This is a genomic window from Candidatus Levibacter sp. Uisw_134_01 (genome assembly GCF_047717795.1).
Taxonomy (GTDB): Bacteria; Pseudomonadota; Alphaproteobacteria; order Puniceispirillales; family Marisalimonadaceae; genus Marisalimonas.
Window position 1 is genome coordinate 545,827 of record NZ_CP159808.1, and the last position, 21,839, is coordinate 567,665.

At 31.5% G+C, this 21,839-nt stretch carries 22 protein-coding genes and 2 tRNA genes; 16 read left to right on the plus strand and 8 right to left on the minus strand.

The window, feature by feature from the left end; all coding sequences use genetic code 11:
- The first annotated feature begins 2 nt into the window (after positions 1-2).
- Both pheS and pheT read left to right on the plus strand, forming a co-directional pair.
- Positions 3-1,118: a phenylalanine--tRNA ligase subunit alpha gene (gene pheS, locus ABXT66_RS02965; RefSeq protein WP_443644177.1), complete on the plus strand. Its 1,116-nt coding sequence runs from the start codon at positions 3-5 to the stop codon at positions 1,116-1,118.
- Positions 1,115-3,517: a phenylalanine--tRNA ligase subunit beta gene (gene pheT / locus ABXT66_RS02970; protein WP_443644178.1), complete on the plus strand. Its 2,403-nt coding sequence runs from the start codon at positions 1,115-1,117 to the stop codon at positions 3,515-3,517. The genes pheS and pheT overlap by 4 nt, the downstream gene beginning before the upstream one ends.
- A gap of 114 nt (positions 3,518-3,631) precedes the next feature.
- On the opposite strand, the gene ABXT66_RS02975 is transcribed toward pheT, so the two are convergent.
- Positions 3,632-3,707, minus strand: a tRNA-Thr gene (locus tag ABXT66_RS02975).
- A 117-nt stretch (positions 3,708-3,824) separates the two neighbouring features.
- On the opposite strand from ABXT66_RS02975, the gene ABXT66_RS02980 reads away from it, so the two are divergent.
- The 10 genes from ABXT66_RS02980 to ABXT66_RS03025 all read left to right on the plus strand — a co-directional run bounded on the left by ABXT66_RS02980 (position 3,825) and on the right by ABXT66_RS03025 (position 9,970).
- On the plus strand, positions 3,825-3,989 hold the full coding sequence (locus ABXT66_RS02980) for a hypothetical protein (RefSeq protein WP_443644179.1): 165 nt from the start codon (positions 3,825-3,827) through the stop codon (positions 3,987-3,989).
- 13 nt (positions 3,990-4,002) lie between these two features.
- Positions 4,003-5,280, plus strand: a complete 1,278-nt coding sequence (gene murA, locus ABXT66_RS02985; protein WP_443644180.1) for a UDP-N-acetylglucosamine 1-carboxyvinyltransferase — start codon at positions 4,003-4,005, stop codon at positions 5,278-5,280.
- Positions 5,281-5,310: 30 nt separating this feature from the next.
- On the plus strand, positions 5,311-5,736 hold the full coding sequence (locus ABXT66_RS02990; RefSeq protein WP_443644181.1) for a DUF2948 family protein: 426 nt from the start codon (positions 5,311-5,313) through the stop codon (positions 5,734-5,736).
- 21 nt (positions 5,737-5,757) lie between these two features.
- Positions 5,758-6,423 (plus strand): ATP phosphoribosyltransferase, encoded by a 666-nt coding sequence (gene hisG, locus ABXT66_RS02995; RefSeq protein WP_443644182.1) that lies wholly within the window; start codon positions 5,758-5,760, stop codon positions 6,421-6,423.
- The gene (hisD, locus tag ABXT66_RS03000) at positions 6,410-7,717 is read left to right on the plus strand and encodes a histidinol dehydrogenase (RefSeq protein WP_443644183.1); all 1,308 of its coding nucleotides are present in this window, start codon (positions 6,410-6,412) and stop codon (positions 7,715-7,717) included. The genes hisG and hisD overlap by 14 nt, the downstream gene beginning before the upstream one ends.
- A gap of 78 nt (positions 7,718-7,795) precedes the next feature.
- Complete coding sequence (gene infA, locus ABXT66_RS03005; RefSeq protein ID WP_443644184.1) at positions 7,796-8,014, plus strand: translation initiation factor IF-1; 219 nt, start codon at positions 7,796-7,798, stop codon at positions 8,012-8,014.
- Between the two features lie 23 nt (positions 8,015-8,037).
- Positions 8,038-8,637 carry a Maf family protein gene (locus ABXT66_RS03010; protein ID WP_443644185.1) on the plus strand — a complete coding sequence of 200 codons (600 nt, stop codon included), beginning with the start codon at positions 8,038-8,040 and terminating at the stop codon, positions 8,635-8,637.
- Positions 8,630-9,661 (plus strand): ribonuclease E/G, encoded by a 1,032-nt coding sequence (locus ABXT66_RS03015; RefSeq protein ID WP_443644186.1) that lies wholly within the window; start codon positions 8,630-8,632, stop codon positions 9,659-9,661. The genes ABXT66_RS03010 and ABXT66_RS03015 overlap by 8 nt, the downstream gene beginning before the upstream one ends.
- Positions 9,658-9,834 (plus strand): DNA gyrase inhibitor YacG, encoded by a 177-nt coding sequence (gene yacG, locus ABXT66_RS03020; RefSeq protein ID WP_443644187.1) that lies wholly within the window; start codon positions 9,658-9,660, stop codon positions 9,832-9,834. The genes ABXT66_RS03015 and yacG overlap by 4 nt, the downstream gene beginning before the upstream one ends.
- 60 nt (positions 9,835-9,894) lie before the next feature.
- Positions 9,895-9,970: transfer RNA gene (locus tag ABXT66_RS03025), tRNA-Phe, on the plus strand.
- Between the two features lie 37 nt (positions 9,971-10,007).
- Here the strand turns inward: ABXT66_RS03025 and ABXT66_RS03030 are convergent.
- The gene (locus tag ABXT66_RS03030) at positions 10,008-11,153 is read right to left on the minus strand and encodes a DUF1501 domain-containing protein (RefSeq protein ID WP_443644188.1); all 1,146 of its coding nucleotides are present in this window, start codon (positions 11,151-11,153) and stop codon (positions 10,008-10,010) included.
- Positions 11,150-12,622, minus strand: a complete 1,473-nt coding sequence (locus ABXT66_RS03035) for a DUF1800 family protein (RefSeq protein ID WP_443644189.1) — start codon at positions 12,620-12,622, stop codon at positions 11,150-11,152. Before ABXT66_RS03035 ends, ABXT66_RS03030 begins: the two co-directional genes overlap by 4 nt.
- A 141-nt stretch (positions 12,623-12,763) precedes the next feature.
- On the opposite strand from ABXT66_RS03035, the gene ABXT66_RS03040 reads away from it, so the two are divergent.
- From ABXT66_RS03040 to ABXT66_RS03055, 4 genes are read left to right on the plus strand one after another with little or no spacing between them, the layout of a single operon-like run.
- On the plus strand, positions 12,764-13,750 hold the full coding sequence (locus ABXT66_RS03040; protein ID WP_443644190.1) for a hydroxyacid dehydrogenase: 987 nt from the start codon (positions 12,764-12,766) through the stop codon (positions 13,748-13,750).
- Between the two features lie 10 nt (positions 13,751-13,760).
- Positions 13,761-14,519, plus strand: coding sequence for an HpcH/HpaI aldolase family protein (locus ABXT66_RS03045; protein ID WP_443644191.1), 759 nt, complete (start codon positions 13,761-13,763; stop codon positions 14,517-14,519).
- Between the two features lie 30 nt (positions 14,520-14,549).
- Positions 14,550-15,521 (plus strand): quinone oxidoreductase family protein, encoded by a 972-nt coding sequence (locus ABXT66_RS03050; RefSeq protein WP_443644192.1) that lies wholly within the window; start codon positions 14,550-14,552, stop codon positions 15,519-15,521.
- A 12-nt stretch (positions 15,522-15,533) separates the two neighbouring features.
- Positions 15,534-16,277 (plus strand): sulfite exporter TauE/SafE family protein, encoded by a 744-nt coding sequence (locus ABXT66_RS03055; protein WP_443644193.1) that lies wholly within the window; start codon positions 15,534-15,536, stop codon positions 16,275-16,277.
- A 6-nt stretch (positions 16,278-16,283) separates the two neighbouring features.
- Here the strand turns inward: ABXT66_RS03055 and ABXT66_RS03060 are convergent, their stop codons facing one another.
- From ABXT66_RS03060 to ABXT66_RS03080, 5 genes are all read right to left on the minus strand, one after another.
- The gene (locus tag ABXT66_RS03060) at positions 16,284-16,901 is read right to left on the minus strand and encodes a hypothetical protein (RefSeq protein ID WP_443644194.1); all 618 of its coding nucleotides are present in this window, start codon (positions 16,899-16,901) and stop codon (positions 16,284-16,286) included.
- A gap of 145 nt (positions 16,902-17,046) precedes the next feature.
- On the minus strand, positions 17,047-18,171 hold the full coding sequence (locus ABXT66_RS03065; protein WP_443644195.1) for a BMP family ABC transporter substrate-binding protein: 1,125 nt from the start codon (positions 18,169-18,171) through the stop codon (positions 17,047-17,049).
- 108 nt (positions 18,172-18,279) lie between these two features.
- On the minus strand, positions 18,280-19,191 hold the full coding sequence (locus ABXT66_RS03070) for an ABC transporter permease (RefSeq protein WP_443644196.1): 912 nt from the start codon (positions 19,189-19,191) through the stop codon (positions 18,280-18,282).
- Positions 19,192-19,193: 2 nt separating this feature from the next.
- A complete protein-coding gene (locus tag ABXT66_RS03075; protein WP_443644197.1) occupies positions 19,194-20,270 on the minus strand; it encodes an ABC transporter permease in 1,077 nt (358 codons plus the stop codon).
- Positions 20,270-21,826 carry an ABC transporter ATP-binding protein gene (locus ABXT66_RS03080; RefSeq protein ID WP_443644198.1) on the minus strand — a complete coding sequence of 519 codons (1,557 nt, stop codon included), beginning with the start codon at positions 21,824-21,826 and terminating at the stop codon, positions 20,270-20,272. Before ABXT66_RS03080 ends, ABXT66_RS03075 begins: the two co-directional genes overlap by 1 nt.
- Positions 21,827-21,839: the final 13 nt, after the last annotated feature.

Consider the following 21,839-nt stretch of genomic DNA (forward strand, 5'->3'; position numbering starts at 1 on the left):
TTATGATCGCTGAATTGAAAGATAAAATTTTAAATTTATCCAATGACATTAGTCTTTTAATATCAGAGTGTCCTAACTTAAATTCTTTAGAAGAAATCAGAATTAATGCTTTAGGGAAAAAGGGTTCAATAACTTCTTATTTGAAAGATTTAAGAGCATACGATGATAATTCTAAAAGAGAAATTGGATCAATAGTTAATGAAATTAAAAATAAAATTAATAAAGAAATAGTCGATAGAACCCATTTTTTTAAAAAACAAATCCTTCAAGAAAAGATAAACACAGAAAAAATTGATGTTACTTTAACATCCTATGAAAATGAAACCGGTACTCTTCATCCTTTATCAAGAACTGTAGAAGAACTTTGTGCTATTTTTGCAGACATGGGATTTTCTATTGTAGATGGGCCAGACATTGAGACAGATTATTATAACTTTACGGCATTAAATATACCTACTGAACATCCTGCACGTCAAGAACATGATACTTTTTATCTTCAACCAAATAAAGATGGCAAAAGAAAAGTGTTAAGAACTCATACAAGTCCTGTTCAGATTAGGACTATGGAAAAAATTGATTTAGAAAATTTTGAAGAAATTAGATATATAATACCTGGTAGAACATATAGATCTGATCATGATGCAACTCATTCACCCATGTTTCATCAATGCGAAGGATTAGTGCTTGGTAAGAATATAAATATGGGCCATTTAAAAGGTTGTCTAATAGAATTTTGTAGAACTTATTTTAATTCAGAAAATTTACCTGTTCGCTTTAGGCCTAGCTACTTTCCTTTTACTGAACCATCTGCTGAAGTTGATATTGGATGTAGAAAAGAGAAAGATGGCAGTTTATCTATTGGTGAAGGTGAGGACTGGCTTGAGATTTTAGGCTCTGGAATGGTGCACCCGCGTGTTTTAGAAGGGGTCGGCATTGATCCATCTGTTTATCAAGGTTTTGCGTTTGGGATGGGATTAGAGAGGTTGACTATGCTAAAATATGGGATTCCAGATTTAAGACCGTTTTATGACAGTGATTTAAGATGGTTAAAGCACTATGGTTTTATTCCTGTGGATAATCCAAGTTTGCACTCAGGTCTAAATGGTGTTTTTTCATGAAATTGACCTGGAAATGGTTATTAGACCATCTTGATACAGATAGTAGTATAGATAAAATAATAGAAACTCTTCCAAAACTTGGTCTTGAAGTTGCCTCAGTTGTTAATTTAGCAGAGGAACTCAAAGAATTTATTTCCGTAAAATTAGTCGAAGTTTATAAACATCCAAACGCAGATAAACTTAATGTTTGTAAAGTGTTTGATGGACAAGATACATATAATGTTGTTTGTGGAGCTCCTAATGTAAGACAGGGTATGGTAGGCGTTTTTGCTAATGTTGGCACATTTATTCCAGGATTAAGTTTAACCTTAAAAAAGGGTAAAATTAGAGGAGAAGAGTCTTTTGGAATGTTATGTTCAGAAAAAGAGCTAACTATATCTGAGAACCATAATGGAATTATTGAATTACCAGACGATACAGTTTTAGGTTTATCAGTTGCAAAAGTGATGGACCTCAATGACCCAGTAATAGAGATTGAAATTACTCCAAATAGAGGAGACTGCCTTGGCGTAAGGGGTATAGCAAGAGATTTAGCAGCCTCTGGAATTGGAAAATTAAAAGATTTACAATATACGGAAATCAAAGGTGAATTTGATAGCTTTATAAATTGGAAAATAGATCTAAATGACACTGAAAAAAACTTATGTCCCAAGGTATTTGGAAGATCTTTTCAAGACTTAAATAATAAAGTATCGCCAGATTGGTTGAAAAACAGATTATTAGCTGTAGATCAAAGGCCTATATCCTCCCTTGTAGATATAACTAATTATATAATGATAGATATTGGTAGACCATTACACGCCTACGACGTAGAAAAGATTCAAGGTGACCAACTCATTATCAGACAATCTAAAAAAGATGAGAAGTTCGCCGCTCTTAATGGAAACACTTATAAATTAGACGAAGGGATGCTGGTAATTAGCGATGAACATGGTCTTGATGATTTAGCTGGGATTATGGGTGGTGAAAGGACAGGTGTAACAGATAAAACAACTAAAATGTTTCTAGAAGCTGCTATATTTGATCCTATTTCAATTGCAAAGACTGGTAGAAAATTAAATATAAATTCAGAAGCAAGGTACAGGTTTGAAAGAGGCGTAGACTATGATTCACCAGAATTAGTAATGCATTATGCTGCATCGTTGATACAAAAAATATGTGGTGGAAGTTTGAGTAAAGTAGTTTCACTTCAACAAGAACGAAACAATAAGCTTATTAAATTCAATCCTGAGATTACACACAAACTCACTGGTGTAAAAATTGAAAAAAAGATTTCTGAAGAAATTTTAACTAAATTAGGTTTTGAAATTAATTCTAATGAAATTATTTGGGATGTTATCGTCCCTTCTTGGCGTTCAGACATAGATGGAGTTGCTGATATTGTTGAAGAAATAATAAGAGTAAACGGTTATTCTTCTATTCCCATAACAAAGTTATCAAGAAGCAATTACATAGCTAAGCCAGCTATGAGAACAAAGCATCGCCAGACTTTTTTTGCTTCTAGAACGCTTGCTAGCAGAGGATATAACGAAGTCATTACTTTTTCATTCTTAAATAAGACAATGGCAAAACAGTTTAATGGTGGTTCTGAAGTTCTCAATTTAGTAAATCCAATATCCTCAGAATTAACTGATATGAGGCCGTCAATACTTCCAACTTTATTACAGGCTGCACAAAAAAATATCAAAAAAAGCTCAGAAGACATATCTTTTTTTGAGGTAGGGCCAATTTTTATTGGTGATAGCCCTGAGGAACAAATTAATACTATTACTGGAATTAGAATTGGGCATAAAATTAAAAAAGATTGGAAAAATGAGCCCGTTAAATTTGACTTTTACGATGTTAAAATTGACGTGTTAAAGGCCCTAGAAGCCATAGGCTTACCTCAAAACAGTATTAAAATTTTTAAAGACGTACCAAATTATTATCATCCTGGAAGAAGCGCTGTTTTTAAAATAGGTCAAAATGTAATCGCATATTTTGGAGAAATCCATCCTGAGATAAATGAATTTTATGGCTTCAGAAATAATGTAATTGGATTCGAAATTTTTCATGAAAACATTCCATTACCAAAAAAAAATAAAACATCTAGATCTATGTTAAAATTATTAACACTTCAATCGGTTACTCGAGAGTTCGCATTTGTTATTGATGAAGATATGGATTCTGAAAAACTAATACAAGTTGCTAAATCAATTAATAAAAATTTAATTAAAGATGTTTTTATATATGACGTTTATAAGGGAAACAAGATTCCTGTTGGTAAAAAATCAATTGCCATAAAAGTTCTAATCCAACCTATCCATGAAACTTTAACAGATGAAGATTTAGAAAATATTAGTTCTGATTTGATAGACGCTATTAATAATAAAATATCTGGAACTTTAAGAGAAGAGTAAATAAAACCCATTTTCCTCTTATTAAAAGTATAAGAGCTATAATGAATTAGACTTAATAATTTTATATGTTTGAATACTTGTTTAGTAATATTTAATTTAATTTTTTTTAAGAAATGGTGCCGTCAACTGGATTTGAACCAGTGACCTCGTCATTACCAATGACGCGCTCTACCGCTGGAGCTATGACGGCATTATTTATAATGTATAATTAAAATATGTTTTCTATAATGACAAGTTTTTTATAATTATGTAAATGTTAATTAATAAAAAGAATAAATTTAATTAAAATAGGAATACTAAAAAGGATATGATAAAAAAAGGTAAGGATGATAATGACCTGTCTCATTCGTTAAAAAAAAATTTAAAATTACGAAAGAAACAAGTTTTAGAAAGAGATGATAGAAACATTATTGGAAAAAGAACACAAAAAATTGGGGTGTCTAGGCTTAGCCTCAATGATAGTAAAAAGTAATTAAAGATTTAAAATGAATAATTTTGATAATACAGACGTTGAAAAAATCTTTATAAAAGGTGAAAATCAAATTAATGGGAGTGTAACAATTAGCGGGGCTAAAAACGCAGCTCTGCCTTTGATGGCTTTGTCTTTAATTATTAATAAGGGATTTAGATTATCTAATATTCCCAATCTTGCAGACACACGGCTGATGGCTAAATTATTAGCAGATTTAGGTACAACAATAGACTGGCAAAATGATACTATAAATTTTAATGGTGGTCCTCAAAAAGATGAAGCTTCATATGATCTTGTACGGCATATGAGAGCATCTATACTTGTGTTGGGACCATTGTTAGTTTCTAAAGGCACAGCGAAAGTTCCGTTGCCTGGTGGTTGTGCTATTGGTACCAGGCCTATTGATTTACATATATTGGTTATGGAAAAACTCGGAGCTATAGTCACTTTTGATTCAGGATTTATTCATGCTTCATTAAAGTCTGATGGCTTAAGAGGTGGAGTTATTAACTTTCCGAAAATATCTGTTGGCGCTACAGAGAGTGCGATTATGACAGCTGTGTTAGCAAAAGGTGAAACTAAAATTTTAAATGCTGCACAAGAGCCAGAAATTGTAGATTTAGGAATGTGTTTAATTAAAGCGGGAGCTAACATTAAGGGGCTAGGAACTAATACAATAACTATTAATGGTGTTAAAAAATTAACCTCTGTTAATTATTCAGTAGTGCCTGATAGAATAGAAGCAGGTTCATTTGCAATAGCTTCAAGCATAACAAAGGGTGATGTTGAAATTTTAAATGTAAGGCCAGGTGATCTTAATTCATTTTTAAATGTATTAAAAGCTACTGGAAGTAATGTTCAAATCCACAAAAACTCTTTTAGAGTTTCTTCTTCAAAAAGACCAGTTCCTCATAACATTACAACTGAGGCTCACCCAGGATTTCCAACTGACTTGCAAGCCCAATTTATGGCTTTAATGTCTATTGCTGATGGTAATACAATTATCAAAGAGACAATATTTGAAAATCGTTTTATGCATGTGCCTGAATTAATAAGAATGGGAGCTAAAATTGTTATAACTAAGCAAGAGGCAATTGTTAATGGTGTTAAGAAGTTAAAAGCTTCTAGGGTAATGGCATCTGATTTGAGAGCATCAATGTGTATGATCCTAGGAGCTCTTGCAGCTTCCGGTACAAGTGAAATTGATGGTATTTTTCATTTAGATAGAGGTTATGAAAATTTAGTCGATAAACTGTCAAATCTAGGAGCTAATATCAGAAGGTCTTTCTAAAGTGACTTGGTATTGTAATGGGTAATCTTAATGAATTACGAAAATAAAATAAAATTAAATGCATTTACTAATGATGACTTAAAAATATTATCTTATTTGTGCCAAGACGCCATTCTATCTAATGAGGAGTTTTTCTTCGATAAAGATCAAGAGCTATTTATTGCTACTTTTTCACGATATTGCTGGGAAAAAGAAAAAAATATTAATACTGAAAGTAATGTAAATTATAGAGTAATATCTGGTTTCCAAATTAAACATGTTAAAAAAATTTCTTATAAAAAGTTAAATTCATCTATTCCTTTTTTGAACTTGCTTGCAATCTCATATAAAAGTAAAAAAATCACATTGCATTTTTCTTCCTCTGTAGAATTTGTTCTAGAATGTGATAAAATTGAGGTATATCTAGAGGATATAGATATACCTTGGCCTACAAAATTAAAACCCGAACACAAATAATTAGATAGTTAGGTCATTAATATGAATAATAATAATAATTTTACTATAGCACTTCCTAAAGGCAGAATTTTGGATGTAGTTTTACCAATCTTAAAAAGAGTAGGTATAGAGCCGGAAACATCTTTTTTCGATGAAAAAGATCGTAAACTTATGTTTAAGAGTAATGTAAACAACATCAATATAATACGTGTACGTTCTTTTGATGTAGTTACGTTTTTAGCATATGGTGCAGCTCAAATGGCTTTTGTTGGAAGCGATGTATTAACTGAATTTGATCATTCAGAAGTCTACTCTCCTATTGATCTTAATATAGGTAAATGTAGAATGGTTGTCGCTGCTCAAAAAGACATAGCTGTTAATGAGGACCCAAGAACGTGGAGCCATGTTAGAGTTGCCACTAAATATCCAAACATTACTAGAAACCATTTTGAATCAAGAGGCGTACATGCAGAATGTATCAAACTAAATGGTGCCATGGAATTGGCTCCTTCAATGGGTTTATGCAAAAGAATTGTTGATTTAGTAGAATCTGGATCTACTTTGAAAGCCAATGATCTCGTGGAATTAGAAGAGATTTGTAAAGTTTCCACTCGATTAGCTGTTAATAGAAGTTTTATAAAAACAAACTCAAAAACAATACAACCTTGGATAGACAAGGTTGGAGACATAATAAATGAACAAAAATAAAGTTACAAAACTAAATACATTAGAACAAAATTTTCAATCTAATTTGAACAAGTTATTAAGTAATGAGCAAGAAATTAGTGTTGATATCCATAATACAGTTTTAAATATAATAAAACAAATACAAGAGTTTGGTGATAAAGCATTACTAGATTTAGTTGATAAATATGATGGTATTAAGGTAGACAAAATTGAACAATTAAAAATATCTCAAAAACAACTTAAATTAGCTTATACTTCGTTAAACAATAATGAAAAGGAAGCCTTAGAATTTGCAGCTAGTAGAATACGTTCTTTTCACCAGCACCAGATACCAATGGATTTAGAATATCAAGATGATGTTAAAGTAGATCTTGGTTTGAAATATACACCAGTAAATTCATGTGGATTTTATGTTCCTGGTGGAAAAGCTATCTACCCATCATCTGTTTTAATGAATGCAATTCCAGCTAAGGTTGCAGGTGTTAACAGAAGAATTTTAGTAAGCCCAATTTCTGATTTAAATAAATCTAAAATAGTACTAGCAGCTGCTTATATTGCGGGCGTAACTGATTTTATATGTATGGGGGGTGCCCATGCAATTGCGACTTTGGCATATGGCACAGAAACTATTGATAAGGTAGATAAAATTGTTGGCCCAGGTAATGCATATGTAGCTGAGGCTAAAAGACAAGTTTTTGGAAAAGTAGGAATTGATTCAATTGCAGGTCCTTCAGAAGTATTAATTGTTTGCGATGGAACAGCCAACCCAGATCATGTTGCAATTGATCTTTTATCTCAAGCTGAACACGATGAAGAAGCTCAAGCAATTTTGATAACTGATAGTAAGGAACTTGCTTCTAAAGTAGAAGTCTCAGTTCAAAATTATCTTGCAGATCTTAAAAGATCAAAAATAGCAAGTTCTTCCTGGTATAATAACGGAGCTATTATTATTGTAAAAGATATTGATGAAGCAATAGGATTAGTTAATTTCATAGCTCCAGAACATTTAGAATTAATATTTAAAAATGCAAAACAATCATTAAATAAGATTAAAAATGCAGGAGCTATTTTTATTGGTCATAATACCCCTGAGGCTATTGGAGATTACATTGCTGGACCCAATCATGTACTTCCCACAAATGGAACAGCAAAGTTTTCAAGTGGATTAGGAGTTATAGATTTTTATAAGAGGACTACAATAGTTAATTGTAACAAAGAAAGCCTTGGCATAATTGGTAAGCATGCTATAACTTTAGCAGAAGCTGAAGGTCTTGAAGCTCATGCTATGTCTATCGCTTTAAGAATTAATAAGTAATTATCAAAATAATTTAATAAAAATCTTGACTAATTATGTATATTAGTCAGATTACACTTAAAAACTAAATGAGGTTACATGGCAAAAGAAGGCGTTATAGAATTTTCTGGTTTAGTAGAAGAACTTTTACCAAATGCGATGTTTAGAGTTAAACTCGATAATGAACATCAGGTTTTAGCTCATACTAGTGGTAAAATGAGAAAAAATAGAATTAGAGTTTTACTAGGCGACAGAGTTAATGTTGAAATGACCCCTTATGATTTAACCAAAGGTAGAATTACGTTTAGATATAAATAGTTTTTATTTTTTGAGTTTGTTTTATGAACAAATCTAACGTTAACAAGCATTTTATATTAGGTTCAGGCTCATCAAGACGTATTGATTTACTGCATCAGATAGGTGTTTATCCAGACCTTATATTAAAACCAAACATCAACGAAATTAATCAAAAGAATGAACTCCCATTAAATTATGTAAAAAGAATAGCGGTTGAAAAAAACAAAATTTTTCAAGATAAATACCCTTCATCTATAATATTGACTGCTGACACCGTTGTCTCCGTTGGGAGAAGGATACTTCATAAAGTAACAGAGGCAAAACAGGCTGAAGAGTATTTAAAACTTATTTCAGGCAGAAGACACAAAGTACTTACGTCCTTTTGTCTTTTCTCTCCTGACAATCGATTAAAGATAAAAACAGTCCAATCAGTTGTTAAATTTAAAAGATTAAGTTCAAAAGAAATTTTTTATTACATTCAATCTAATGAATGGCAAGGTAAAGCTGGAGCTTATGGTATTCAAGGAATTGCAGCTTCATTTATTAATTTTTTATCCGGATCTTATAGCAATGTTGTAGGTCTACCTTTAGCTGAATTGTATAGAATGCTTTTATCTATTGGATATAAATTTAATAATGACTAATAAACTTCCTAATCATTTTATTTTAATAGATAAATGTGCTGAAGAAACAAGAATAGTAGAAATTTTAAATAAAAAAATTCTAAAAATGAGTTCCTGGTTTAATACAAATCCGTCAATTGTTGGTAATATATATGAAGCAAAAATTATTAAAACACTGCACGGAGGAATTGTTCGTGCTAGGTTAAAAAATGATACTGTAGTGAGTGTAAGAGGTGTTCCTAAGTCCAATAAAGTTAATAGTGTTGTTAAAGTAATCATTGTAAGTGAAAAATTCGATGATAAACCTATTCAAGCAAATTTATTAGATTCAAATTCACAATTTGAACAAAAATTAAATGCATTAGATAAAATAGAAAAAATAATATTCCTTTATTTTACAAAAAACATCCCTGTTTTAGAGGATAAATATGCAGTATATTGGGATGAATTAGATTTAGATCAATGTTTTCTTGAGGCTTTGCAACCAAAGGTAAATATTACAGGCGGTGGATTGATCTGGATTGAAAAAACAAAAGCAGCAACTCTTATTGATATAGATACTCAAAAATTAATTCTTAATTCAGATGAGGATATGTTCGATTTTTGTAAAAAAGCATATGTTAGATGTCTTGAAGAGATTAAATTAAGAAATATTGGAGGGATGATATTAATAGATTTTCCAAGAATGTCTTCTACTAAAAAAAAGTTATTACATGAAAAAATTGTTGAAATAGGGAAAAAATATTTTACTGATGGCAACTTCCTTGGTTTTTCAAAATTGTTACTATATGAAATTTATATTCCAAGAAATTTAGCTTTATTGGAAAATTTTTACGAGAATAGTGATCAATTTAATTTTCAAAATCATTTAAGATCGTTATGGAGAGCATCTAAAAAAATTCAATCAAAAACTAAGATTCAATTTATATGTGGAAATAATTTATATAAAAAAATTATAAATAAAAAGTATCCATCTTTTATTAAAGTCATTCAAAGAAATGATCTTCCTAATGATTATGGTGAATTGTCGGAAACTAATTTATGAAAAAAAAAGAAATAAAAAAATTAAAGTGTCTCACATGTAAAAAAGAATTTAACTCTGAATCGAACACAAAACCTTTTTGTTCTCAACGTTGTAGTTATATTGATTTAAATAATTGGTTAGGTGAAAAATACTCAATTCAGACAAACGAAGATGATTACGAAAAAGATATTTAATTTTTTATTTTGTTTTATAGACATAATCTAGTCTAGGCGTTATAGATAATAAATCCATTTGCCCGGGTAGCTCAGTTGGTAGAGCAGAGGACTGAAAATCCTCGTGTCGGTGGTTCGAATCCGCCCCCGGGCACCACGTTATCAAAAAAAAATTAACTTTAAATATTTATTATTTAGCCAAAAATACGATTGGTCATGTCTGGAAGGTCTACTCCAAAAAATGCTTTTTTAACCATCTGTTTATGATCACTATCTAAAACTCTAGCAAGAATAGAGGCGTAAACTGCCCTGGCATCAACAGATGAATTTAAATCACGTCCTTCAAATAAATTCTTTTTTTCAAGACCAGGCCAATCACTTATTATTTTAGACTTGTTTAATAGACCTCCAGCCATAAGAATAGCAGATCCATAACCATGTTCTGTACCAGATCCACCATTTTGATCGAGTGTTCTTCCAAATTCAGTAAGTGAAACAATTATTGTGTTTTCAAAAGCAGAACTCATTTCGTTTTCTAGGGTCGAGATTATTTGGTCAAACTGTCTTAATTTTTTTGCATGTTCTCCATTGTTACCACCTTGATCAGCGTGAGTATCAAATCCTGCTATATCAAAAACGGCAATACTTGGCCCTTCTCTTTGAGCGAGTTGTTGACCAGCAATTTTAGCTAATTTTTTAATATCTTGGCTTGCATTCTTACTGTTTTGCATCATAGAAATTGGTCGTTGACGTATGGTATTTAAAACATTGCTTAATACTTTATCCTTACTATAGTCATTCGCTAATATTTTTAAGGTTTCATCACTTGGTAATTTATTTGCTGAGGGCATGAAATTATCAAGATCTCTTCCACCCCTTAATATTAAAGGCATAGGTAGTGAGATAGACAAACTCTTGCTATTGCCAGTTTCAAGAGCTCTTCCTAACCATCCAGTTTTATCGTAATAAGGTAAAGTTCCACCACTTTCCATTAGGTATTGTCCCTCAAAATGAGACCTGCCTGTATAAGGAATAGAGGTAGCATGAAAAATTGATGCTTTATCTTTATCCCATAACTTTTTAAATGATTTAAGTTGTGGATGAAGTGCAAAATCAGATGTAAGTTTTAATGGTTTTTCTACACCAATATCTGGTCTAGCGTCTGCAAGAATGTTATTACCTATAAATGGAACTGCTGTAAGTCCATCCATTCCACCACGTAACATAACAACTACTAAGTTTTTTTTAGTTAAAGATGAACCAAATGCATTTGAAATCATAGGGGCAGTAACTATTAAAGATGCAGAACCACTCAAAAATACTCGTCGAGAAATATTCATACTTTTAAAACCTTCCTACTACATAATAAAGCAATTAAAGAATTTGATCCTTCATTGTTTATTTCTAGCTTTCTCAAGACTTCCAATAATTCTTTAGGATTATCAAAGTTTTTGTTAACCATTTTTTTTGAAATATCAATTTCTGGTATAGAATTTTTATATAGTCCAATTTGTGTGGGGTTGTTAACTAATGCAATTCTTCTAACAAGATATTCTTGTGACAGCCATTCAGCTTCAGTATCTGGAAAGCCATTTGGTTGTTTGGCCCTATAGGGAAGATGACCTAATTCAGCAAGGATCCACTTTATTTTATTTTGTTTATAATTAAGTTTTGATTTAAAATCGTATTCAAAAATTTGAGGATCTCCAGGCCAATCAGCGCCAGTCATTCTTGCAATTTGAATAAGCCATGTTTCTGGTGAAAGAAATTTTTCTTCTGTTTCACCATATTCCCAGGCTGCTTTTAAAACGGCCTTATGGATATCTATTAACATTCCATCTGATTTTACCCAGGCATCAGTAACAATTTTAATCATATCTTTATTTGGATCATCACATATAAAATGTCGGCATAATTTCCATGCAATGAAATTTCTACAACTTTCACTTGAGCATAAGTCATCAACTAGTTCTCGTAATTGTTTTTTGCCATGGGTTTTTTTATTAAATCCTGATGTTTTATATTCTTTTCCTAGTACTTTATGCGTTCCAGGTTCATGATTATAATGTTCATATCCAGTTTTTTTTAAATCACCCTTATGTCCTTTTTTCCATCCTGTAAATCCCCAGCCTGTCATAATATATGCAGTATTAATTACATCCTCTTGAGTGTACCCTGCTTTAGGAGATATAGTGTGAAGTTCTAGTAGTTCACGCCCATGATTTTCATTTAATCCTTTTACACGTTTATTTTTACTTTTTCTGTATACATTACTATCTGAATTAGGGCCGGCTGATTTAAAATTATCTAAACTCTTTATCATTGGCCATGTTATTGTCATGTTATAGACCATGTCAGAAAAATTACCTGTCATTAATGGGCGTAATTGTTCTCTTTGCATTGGTCCTGTGTTAAATACTGGTAATTTATTTTTATCAACAATAGCAAAGTGGTTTCCCCAAAAATGCCAAAATCTTTCGAATACAGGTTGATCTCCATGAACTGCTTGATGATGTCTAATCGCTAACTCGTATTTTTCGAAAAATTTACGTCCAGTTCGACGATTTAGTTTTCTTCTCTTTAACTTTGCTTTTGTTGGATTTTTTTCTGTATCTTGAATTTTATCTTCTTCAAGTTGAAAATCTATCCTTATATCAATCATCTCATTTTCTGTGTATAATCTTCCAGGCCAAATCATTTTTGGCACAACTGTCATTTGAGATTTAGCCCAATTAAGAGGGTCTTTTGGAACATTCTCGTCGGGTCTTAAACCAAATCCCACACGGCGAATAAATGCTTTAGTTTTCATAAATGTATAAATTCCTAATTAAAATATTTTATTTTTGATTATATTAAAAAAAAAAACAACTTATTTTTAGGGTATAATTAATTTGTATAAATTATGATTTTGATTAAAATTAAAATTTAATAAATTTTTCAAGGAAGCATTATGCCTAAAGATAATCCAACTAATAAAAAGAAAGTTCTTATGGTTCAAGGCCTCCATGAAGAGGGAAAGAAACTATTATTAGAACGAGATGATATTGAAGCAATTACCATCATGTCAGCTGATGAAAATGAAATTCTGGAAGCAGCAAAAGATGCCCATGGGGTTACTGTTAGAACTGCAAATATTACTAGAAAAATAATTGAAAATTCTAAAAATCTTCAGATAGTCTCTAGGCATGGTGTTGGATATGATTCTATCGATGTTGATGCTTTAAATGATTGTGGGATTCCTTTGGCAATAGCTGCACATTCAAATATGATTTCTGTTGCAGAGCATGCGATGTTTATGTTGTTAGCACTTTCTAAAAATGTTTTTTATTATGATAAATTTGCTCGAAAAGCTGATTGGACTGCTAGGTGGGATATAAGAGCCTGGGACGTTGCTAATAAAAACATTCTTATTATTGGATTTGGAAGGATTGGATCGAAGTTGGTTAAAAGAGCTCTGGCCTTTGATATGAATGTTTTTGTATATGACCCTTACATAGATGCTTCTGAAATAACAAAATCTGGAGCGAAATATGTAGATAATTATTTAGATATTTTAAAAGATATGGACGCAGTATCATTACATTGTCCAAAAAATAAGGAAACAACTGACATGTTTTCCGAAAGAGAATTTAATATGATGAAGAAAAGTTCATTTTTAATAAACTGCGCTAGAGGCGGAATAGTAAATGAAAAAGCTCTTTATAACGCTCTAACCTCTAAAAAAATTCTAGGTGCTGGATTAGATGTATACGATGATGAACCTTCTACATCTTCAAACCCACTTTTTAGTTTGGATAATATTCTCCTTTCACCACACATTGCAGGAGTTACTCAAGAAGCCACCATCAGAATGTCAAAACAAGCAGTTCAAAACGTGCTTGATGTATTTGATAATAAAGTAGACCCTGAAGTCATAATTAATAAAAATGTTTTATAGGAGTAAATAAATGGAACAGCAATCTTTAAGAAACTGTTGGTCAAAAGGTAAGGGAGCCATTAATGCCTGGTGTTCCATTCCAAATGCAGTTACAGCTGAAATGATGTCAATGAATGACTTTGATTCTATAACAATAGATATGCAACACGGTTTAGTAGATTATCAAACTGCCTTAAATATGCTTCAAGTGATTTCCGGATCTGGAAAGACACCTATGGTAAGGGTTCCTTGGAACGAACCAGGAATAATAATGAAATCTTTAGATGCAGGAGCTCTGGGTGTGATTTGTCCAATGATAAACACTCCTGAAGATGCTAAGGCATTTGTTGATACCACAAAATATGCTCCTGTCGGAAGTCGGAGTTCTGGCCCTACAAGAGCTGTTATGATACATGGCCCTAATTATCATGATGAAGCAAATGATAATATAATATCTTTAGCGATGATAGAAACAGTTGAAGCTTTAGACAATGTTGAGAAGATTGCAGCAACGGAAGGTTTAACTGGGATTTATATAGGTCCATCAGATTTAAGCATATCTATGGGATTTAAACCGGGTTTAGATAGAGTAGAGCCAGAGGTTATAAAAGCCATTAAAAGAATTGAAAATGCCTGCATAGATAATAATATCAAAGTCGGTATACACTGCCTTTCTCCTTCATATTTGAAAGATAAATTATCTAATGGTTATCATTTAGCTACACTTGCTAGTGATGTAAGAATTTATGCGGAAGGTATTAGCAATAAATTAAAAGAAGCAAGAGCTTAATTTTATATATTTTATAATTAAGGAGAAGATATGAGGGCAGTAACGGTTGTCGAAAGTGGAGTTGATATTTTAGATGTTGATATTCCAAAACCACAAAGAAATGAAGTACTAATTAAAGTTTTTGCCTGTGGTCTGAACAGAGCAGATTTAGTTGTTGCTGACGGTGGCGCTCATGGTTCTGCAGGTGGTTCTGGAACAATAGTGGGGATGGAATTTTCAGGAGAAGTTGTTGAGTTTGGAAGTGATGTGCTAGATCTTGAGGTTGGTGATAGAGTTATGTGTTCAGGTACCGCTGCATGGGCTGAATATGCTATTACGGATTGGGGAAGGGTGATTAAAATTCCTGATAATAATATGGATTTTATTACAGCAAGCACTTTACCAATAGCTCTTGCTACTATGCATAATGCAATTGTTACCGCTGGTGAATTTATAAAGGGACAATCTATTCTTATTCAAGGTGCGAGTTCTGGCGTTGGTTTAATGGGATTACAAATGGCAAAGCATTTTGAAGCAAAAATGATTATTGGTACGTCAACAAAGCCTGAAAAGTTTGATAGATTAAAACAATTGGGTGCAGACTTTGTTGTAAACTCAAAAAATCCTAAATGGTCAGATGAAGTTTTAGATAAAACTAATAGTGAGGGAGTTGATTTAATCATAGATCAATTGTCTGGATATACTGTGAATCAAAATATGCTGGCTACTAAGATTAAGGGAAATATTGTGAATGTAGGAAGATTAGCTGGAGGGCCTTCTGAGTTTAATTGTGACATACATGCACTTAGAAGAATAAATTATAAAGGTGTTACTTTTAGAACTAGATCTTTAGATGAAATTAGAAAAGTATTTAAAGATATGTGGAGCGACTTAAGTAATGCTGTGTCGAATGGAACACTGTCGATGCCAATTGAAAAAGTTTTTGATTTCAAAGATGTTTCTCAAGCATTGTCTCATATGAGAGGAAACAAACACTTTGGAAAATTAATCTTAAAATTATAAAGTCATTATACTTTGTTTTCTGATCCAATAATTATTATAGCTATTTTAGTAGCTTTCTCCCTTGGTGGTATTTTAAAGGGTGCTACTGGAGCAGGTGCCCCTATAATAACAATTCCAGTCATTGCAGCTTTTTATGATGTAAGAATTGCAGTTATTATAATGGTAATTCCAAATTTATTAACAAATATTGGACAGTTATATCAATTTAGAAAAACTATTTTACCTAAATTCTTTACTTTGTCGTTCGCCATAGGTGGAGGTATTGGAGCATTTTTGGGTACAATATTATTAGTAAATTTATCAATTAAAATTTTGACATTGTCAGTTGCTTTTATTGTTATTGTTTACATACTTCTAAAATTAATAGTACCTTCGTGGAAATTGACTTATGAAAAGGCTAAGAAGTTAGTTTTTTTAATGGGTGGCTTTGGTGGGGTTCTTCAAGGAACAGCTGGGCTTTCAGCTCCCATATCAATAACATTTTTAAATTCCATGAAATTAGAACGGAATCAATTTATTCCTACTATTTCTGTTTATTTTGGAGTGATGTCTATTTTTCAAATGCCTACTTTGTATTATTATAACTTCTTAAATTTGGAGATTATTTTAATCAGTTGTATATCTACGTTAGTACTTTTATTATTTATGCCGCTTGGATCTTGGATAGCTAAAAGTGTGTCTAAAGAAAGTTTTGATAAGATAACTTTAATACTTTTAGGTTTCATTGCCTTTAGAATTATATATTTAAATTTTTAAAAAATATTATTTATATCTATTTCCACAGACTAATTTGCCATTTTGAGTGACACATCCATATTGAAGTACTCTAGAATTATTTTTAAGTTTATCTTTTGAAGCTTTATTCATACAACCTGCTAGAAATTTCTTTTTAATATCATCACTATTTATTATTTTACCGCTATTAATAACATCTCCATCGTTAGATAACGTTAAATAACTTAAAGGCACAACTTTTATATTTTCTTGACCTTTAAAAAGTAGATTTAAATTATTTCTATAATTAATTAACTCAAGTTCGTTTTCTTTAGATAAAAAAAGATCATTCTTAAAATTTTTAATACTATAATTTAAAAATTTTACATTATGTGTGTCAGTTGAGTTGATTGGAATTGAAAGATAAAGAGTTCCACTTCTAAACTGAAATGTAATTTCGTAATTTTCTTTTAAAAGAACTTGAGCGTTTATCTTTATAGATGAATGAGCAGACAAACATAATTTGGTTTTATTTTTTAAAATAAAACTAGCTGGTACATTCTTTGTTTTCAGAAAGTCACCAGTCTTAATCTCATAAGTATTTTTAAGGTTAAATCTTTTACCATAAACATCGAGTACAAATACTTCATTATTTAATTCAGTCACAATTAATTTCGAAGCACTAAAACTGTTAGTATTAGAAAAAATTAAAAAGAATAAAAATAATGAAATTATTTTTATTTTAAAATAAAAGTTCATTCTTAAATTGGTAGTCACACTATTAAATGTGACCACCTTAATTATTTATATATTATCCTGGAATTTTACCTTCCACACCTTGAAGATAATAATTCATACCCCACAAAGCACCATCATCAAGAGTTTTTCCCGCAGGAATAATTTCATTGCCAGTATTATCAACTAATGGACCAGCAAAGATATTTAAATTCCCACTTTTAATATCTTGAACTGCTTTTTCTGCTTTATCAGCAACATCAGAAGGCATATTTTGAAACTCAGAAATTAATAACATATCTGTGTCCAATCCTCCCCAAACGTTACCTGCCCAATGATCTGGTCCATCACCTGTGTTCCATTTACTATTTCTTAAAGCCTCTATTTTTTTTATAAAATATGGTCCCCAGTTGTTTATGGATGCAAATAACTGAGCTTTGGGAGCAAAAGCAGACATGTCAGTAGATTGTCCAAATCCTAAAGCCCCTTTTTTCTCGGCTATTTGAAGCATCGCTGGTGAGTCTGTGTGTTGAGCTAATATGTCAGCTCCTTCAGCGATATGAACTTTCGCAGCGTCTGCTTCTTTAACTGGATCATACCAGGTGTTTGCCCATATAACCGAAATAGATGCATCTTTATTTACAGATTTTAATCCTTGTGCAAATGCGTTAATACCCATTATGACTTCTGCTATTGGGTATGCACCGATATATCCAATTTTATTCGTCTTAGTCATTAATCCAGCTACAACACCTTGGATATATCTACCTTCATAAAATCTTATATTGCCTGTCGCAACATTTGCTGATCTTTTATAACCTGTAATGTGTTCAAACTTAATATCTGGAAATTCTTTAGCCACTTTTAAGGTTGGGTCCATGTAACCAAAAGAAGTAGTAAATATAATTTCATTACCTTGTTTTGCTAACTCTCTAATAACCCTTGTAGCATCTGGACCTTCTGGAACATTTTCAACTACTGATATTTTAACATTTTCTCCAAAATGTTTTTCAACCATTTTTTTGCCCAGTTCATGAGCATAAGTCCATCCATGATCTCCTGGTGTTGTTAAATACACAAAGCCAACCTTAGTTTGGTTTGAGTCCATATCAACAATAGAAGTTTTCGATTTGTCTTGATAGAATAAGTAAGCTGCAACACCAATAACAACAACAGATAGAGTTAGTAAAATTTTTTTCATAATAAAGACCTCATATTTTTTTTAAAATATTAGTCTTAATAAAAAAAATGACAATAAAAAAAGGCTTATTTTTATCAATTTCTTTTATTTTTTACTATTTGCACATTTTTAGTGCTTATCTATAAACGGCTTACCTAGTGAAGCTGGAACAATATTTTTATTTTTTGATATTCTTCCTGAAATCATTGTTAAAGCAATAATAGTTGCTATGTAAGGCATCATTGAAAGTATCTGAGAAGGAACAGGCCATCCTCTAGCTTGTCCAACTAATTGAGCTATTGTAATGCCTCCAAATATTAATGCCCCAACTATTATTCGCCAAGGTATCCAGGAAGCAAATACAACCAATGCTAATGCTATCCATCCTCTACCAGCTGTCATGCCTTCTGACCAATGAGGAGTTAATACTAGTGGAATATAAGCTCCACCAATACCAGCACACATTCCTCCAAAAGATGTTGCAAACCACCTTATCTTTTTGACTGAATAACCAATTGAATGGGCACTGTGATGATCGTCACCTACAGCTCTTAAAATAATACCAGATTTTGTATATTTAAGAAAATACGTCGCTAATACAATTATACCGATAGATATGTAGGCGATGAGATCCTGTTTAAATAGGATGGGACCAATGAAAGGGATATCTGATAAAAATAAAATTTCAATTTTAGGTAATGAGGTTATAGTTTTTCCTACTAATGGGGCTCCTGCTAAGCCAGTTAATCCAGTTGCAAAGATTGTTAACCCAAGTCCTGTTGCTACTTGGTTTGTCATAAAATTAATTGTAAAAATTGAAAATATAGTAGCCATAAATATCCCTGAGAGCGCTCCAGCTATTATGCCAAAGTAAGGATTCTCTAACCACAACACAGCAGCCAAGGCACCAACTGCTCCACTTAACATCATTCCTTCAACGCCAAGATTTAAAACTCCACTTTTTTCAGAAATGAGTTCTCCTATTGCAGCTAATAACAAGGGTATTGAAGTTGCTATTATAGTTAAAATCAAGGCATCCATTCTTATTTAAACCTTTTCCACTTTATTTGATATTTTTGAAGTGTTTCTCCAGTTAACAAGAAAAATAATAATATACCTTCAAATAATCCAGTTACAACTTTTGGAATTCCCATAGTCATTTGAGCATTATCAGCACCTAGTTTAACAGTTGCTATAGTTATGCCAGCAAACAATATTCCAATTGGATTTAATCTTCCCAAAAAAGCAACTATAATTGCTGTAAAACCATATCCAAATGAAACTTCTGGTTGTAATTGACCCATATTTGCTGAAACCTCTACAACTCCAGCTATTCCAGCTAACCCACCTGACAACAACAATACTGTCATGGTAATAGAATTTTCTTTGAAGCCTGCAAATTTAGCTGCCTTAGGGGCGGATCCTAAAACTGTTATTTTAAATCCTCCTAATGTTTTATTTATAAAAATCCATGATAAAGGGATTAAGAAAATTATTAGTAAAATACCATAATGTAGTTGTCCAAGATAACCTATTCCTGGAAAAGATATTTTATTAATCAATGCCCCTTCAGGATAAGGTTTGGTTAGAGGGAAACCAAAACTCATCGGATCACGTAATGGACCTCTTACAATAAAATCTATAAATAACATCGCTACGTAAACAAGCATTAAGCTTACTAAAATTTCATTAACATTTAACCTTGTCTTTAAAATTGCAGGAATAAATGCCCAAATGGCACCTCCAATAAATCCTACTAAAAACATAAAGAATAATAAGATCTTGGTTTCCACATCTGGAAACATTAAAGCAAACGAGCCAGCCAATAAAGCTCCCATTATAAACTGTCCCTCAGCACCAATATTCCAAATATTTGCTCTAAAGCAGAGCATCAAACCACAGCCTATAATAATTAATGGACATGCTTTTACAAAAATATCACTTACCCTATCTATTCTTGAAAAGGGTGACATAAAAACTTGGTATAATGTTTCTAAAGGATCATACCCAAGAAACGTGAAAATCAATAAACCAAAAAAAATAGTAAAAAATATTGATACTAATGGACCAAGAATTACCCAATTTTTTGAAACTTTATCTCTTGGTACAAACGTAAACATTATGAAACTTCTGATTTAGTACTGTTATTAATATTTGCCCCCATCAATAAACCAACATCACTTGCAGACATTTCATTTACTGGCAAAATATCACTTAAAACTCCGTTATTTATTACACAAACTTTATCGGAGAGTTCAAAAATTTCTTCTAAATCTTGGCTTATTAAAATAACAGCTTTTCCTTTTTGAGATAGATTCAGTAGTTTCTGCCTTATGGACGTTGCTGCTCCTATATCAACGCCCCATGTTGGTTGAGAGAAAATTGCTACTTTTGGATTGTTAGCCATTGATCTACCTAATATAAATTTTTGTAAATTTCCACCAGATAACTGATTAGCGAGAGGGTTTGGTTCTGGGCACCTTACATCGTTATCTTTAATTATTTTATTACTTTCTTCTGTACTATGTTTGGGATTGATAAGGAAATTAGTAAAAAATTTATTTCTATTCTTATATTTATAATAATAAGTCAAAAATGTATTTTCGTTTAAAGCTAAGTTTGGAACAGTTGCATGAAGTGTCCTTTCTTCAGGTATTGGCTCTATTCCTAATTTTCTTCTCAAAGTAATGTTTTTTTTGCCTATTGGAACATTTTCTAATAAAATTTCGTTGTCATTATTGCAAATTACTTCACCACTTAAAACTTCCATTAATTCATTTTGACCATTTCCAGCAATCCCAGCTATTCCTAATATTTCACCAAAATTAATTTTTAAACTTATATTTTTTAAAGTTATTCCAAAATCGTTATTTTTAATTTTGTTCAAATTTTTAACTTCAAAGGCAACAGTTTTACTATTTTTAATATTATTTTTTTTCAATTTAGTTATTTTTTTACCTACCATTGTTTCAGCTAATTCTATAGTTGAAGTGGTTTTAGCGTTTAGAGTAGAAACACATTTCCCAGATTTCAATATTGTAACTTGATTAGCTAATTCAATAATTTCCTCTAATTTGTGACTTATATATAAAATTGAACAGCCAGACTTTGAAAGACGTTTTAAGATTTTAAATAAGTTTTCTATTTCTTGAGGTGTAAGAACAGAGGTTGGTTCATCCATTATCAATAATTTAGGGTTTTGCATTAGACAACGTATTATTTCTACTCTTTGTCGTTCTCCAACAGATAAATCGCTAATAAGTCTTAATGGATCAATAAATAAATCCCATTCCTTAGAAAGTTTACGAATATCAGAAATTAAGCGTTGAAAACTAATTTTCTGATCTAAGGCTATAAGAATATTTTCAGCAACTGTAAGAGCGGGGAATAACGAAAAATGTTGAAAAACCATTCCCACTCCGTTGGTACGAGCTGACTGAGGAGAAGAAATATTTACTAATTGATTATTAATTTCTATTGTACCACTGTCAGGTTTCAATACGCCATAAAATATTTTTACAAGTGTGGATTTACCAGCACCATTTTCTCCTAAGAGTGCATGTATTTCACCTTTTTTAATTGATATATCAATGTCTATGTTAGCTTGAAAATCACCAAATGATTTATTAATTTTTCTGGCTTTAAAAAGAATATCTAGTTCTTTTCCATTTGCCATTTAAAAACCTTTT

Excerpts from the sequence above, each read along its gene's own strand:
- ABXT66_RS03030 (WP_443644188.1), bottom strand. The coding sequence starts at position 11,153 with ATGAATATTTCTCGACGAGTATTTTTGAGTGGTTCTGCATCTTTAATA.
- pheT (WP_443644178.1), top strand. The coding sequence starts at position 1,115 with ATGAAATTGACCTGGAAATGGTTATTAGACCATCTTGATACAGATAGT.
- ABXT66_RS03040 (WP_443644190.1), top strand. The coding sequence starts at position 12,764 with ATGCCTAAAGATAATCCAACTAATAAAAAGAAAGTTCTTATGGTTCAA.
- ABXT66_RS03070 (WP_443644196.1), bottom strand. The coding sequence starts at position 19,191 with ATGGATGCCTTGATTTTAACTATAATAGCAACTTCAATACCCTTGTTA.
- ABXT66_RS03045 (WP_443644191.1), top strand. The coding sequence starts at position 13,761 with ATGGAACAGCAATCTTTAAGAAACTGTTGGTCAAAAGGTAAGGGAGCC.
- ABXT66_RS03065 (WP_443644195.1), bottom strand. The coding sequence starts at position 18,171 with ATGAAAAAAATTTTACTAACTCTATCTGTTGTTGTTATTGGTGTTGCA.
- ABXT66_RS03075 (WP_443644197.1), bottom strand. The coding sequence starts at position 20,270 with ATGTTTACGTTTGTACCAAGAGATAAAGTTTCAAAAAATTGGGTAATT.
- hisG (WP_443644182.1), top strand. The coding sequence starts at position 5,758 with ATGAATAATAATAATAATTTTACTATAGCACTTCCTAAAGGCAGAATT.
- ABXT66_RS03010 (WP_443644185.1), top strand. The coding sequence starts at position 8,038 with ATGAACAAATCTAACGTTAACAAGCATTTTATATTAGGTTCAGGCTCA.
- yacG (WP_443644187.1), top strand. The coding sequence starts at position 9,658 with ATGAAAAAAAAAGAAATAAAAAAATTAAAGTGTCTCACATGTAAAAAA.
- ABXT66_RS02980 (WP_443644179.1), top strand. The coding sequence starts at position 3,825 with ATGATAAAAAAAGGTAAGGATGATAATGACCTGTCTCATTCGTTAAAA.
- pheS (WP_443644177.1), top strand. The coding sequence starts at position 3 with ATGATCGCTGAATTGAAAGATAAAATTTTAAATTTATCCAATGACATT.
- hisD (WP_443644183.1), top strand. The coding sequence starts at position 6,410 with ATGAACAAAAATAAAGTTACAAAACTAAATACATTAGAACAAAATTTT.
- ABXT66_RS03035 (WP_443644189.1), bottom strand. The coding sequence starts at position 12,622 with ATGAAAACTAAAGCATTTATTCGCCGTGTGGGATTTGGTTTAAGACCC.
- ABXT66_RS03015 (WP_443644186.1), top strand. The coding sequence starts at position 8,630 with ATGACTAATAAACTTCCTAATCATTTTATTTTAATAGATAAATGTGCT.
- murA (WP_443644180.1), top strand. The coding sequence starts at position 4,003 with ATGAATAATTTTGATAATACAGACGTTGAAAAAATCTTTATAAAAGGT.
- ABXT66_RS02990 (WP_443644181.1), top strand. The coding sequence starts at position 5,311 with ATGAATTACGAAAATAAAATAAAATTAAATGCATTTACTAATGATGAC.
- ABXT66_RS03050 (WP_443644192.1), top strand. The coding sequence starts at position 14,550 with ATGAGGGCAGTAACGGTTGTCGAAAGTGGAGTTGATATTTTAGATGTT.
- infA (WP_443644184.1), top strand. The coding sequence starts at position 7,796 with ATGGCAAAAGAAGGCGTTATAGAATTTTCTGGTTTAGTAGAAGAACTT.
- ABXT66_RS03080 (WP_443644198.1), bottom strand. The coding sequence starts at position 21,826 with ATGGCAAATGGAAAAGAACTAGATATTCTTTTTAAAGCCAGAAAAATT.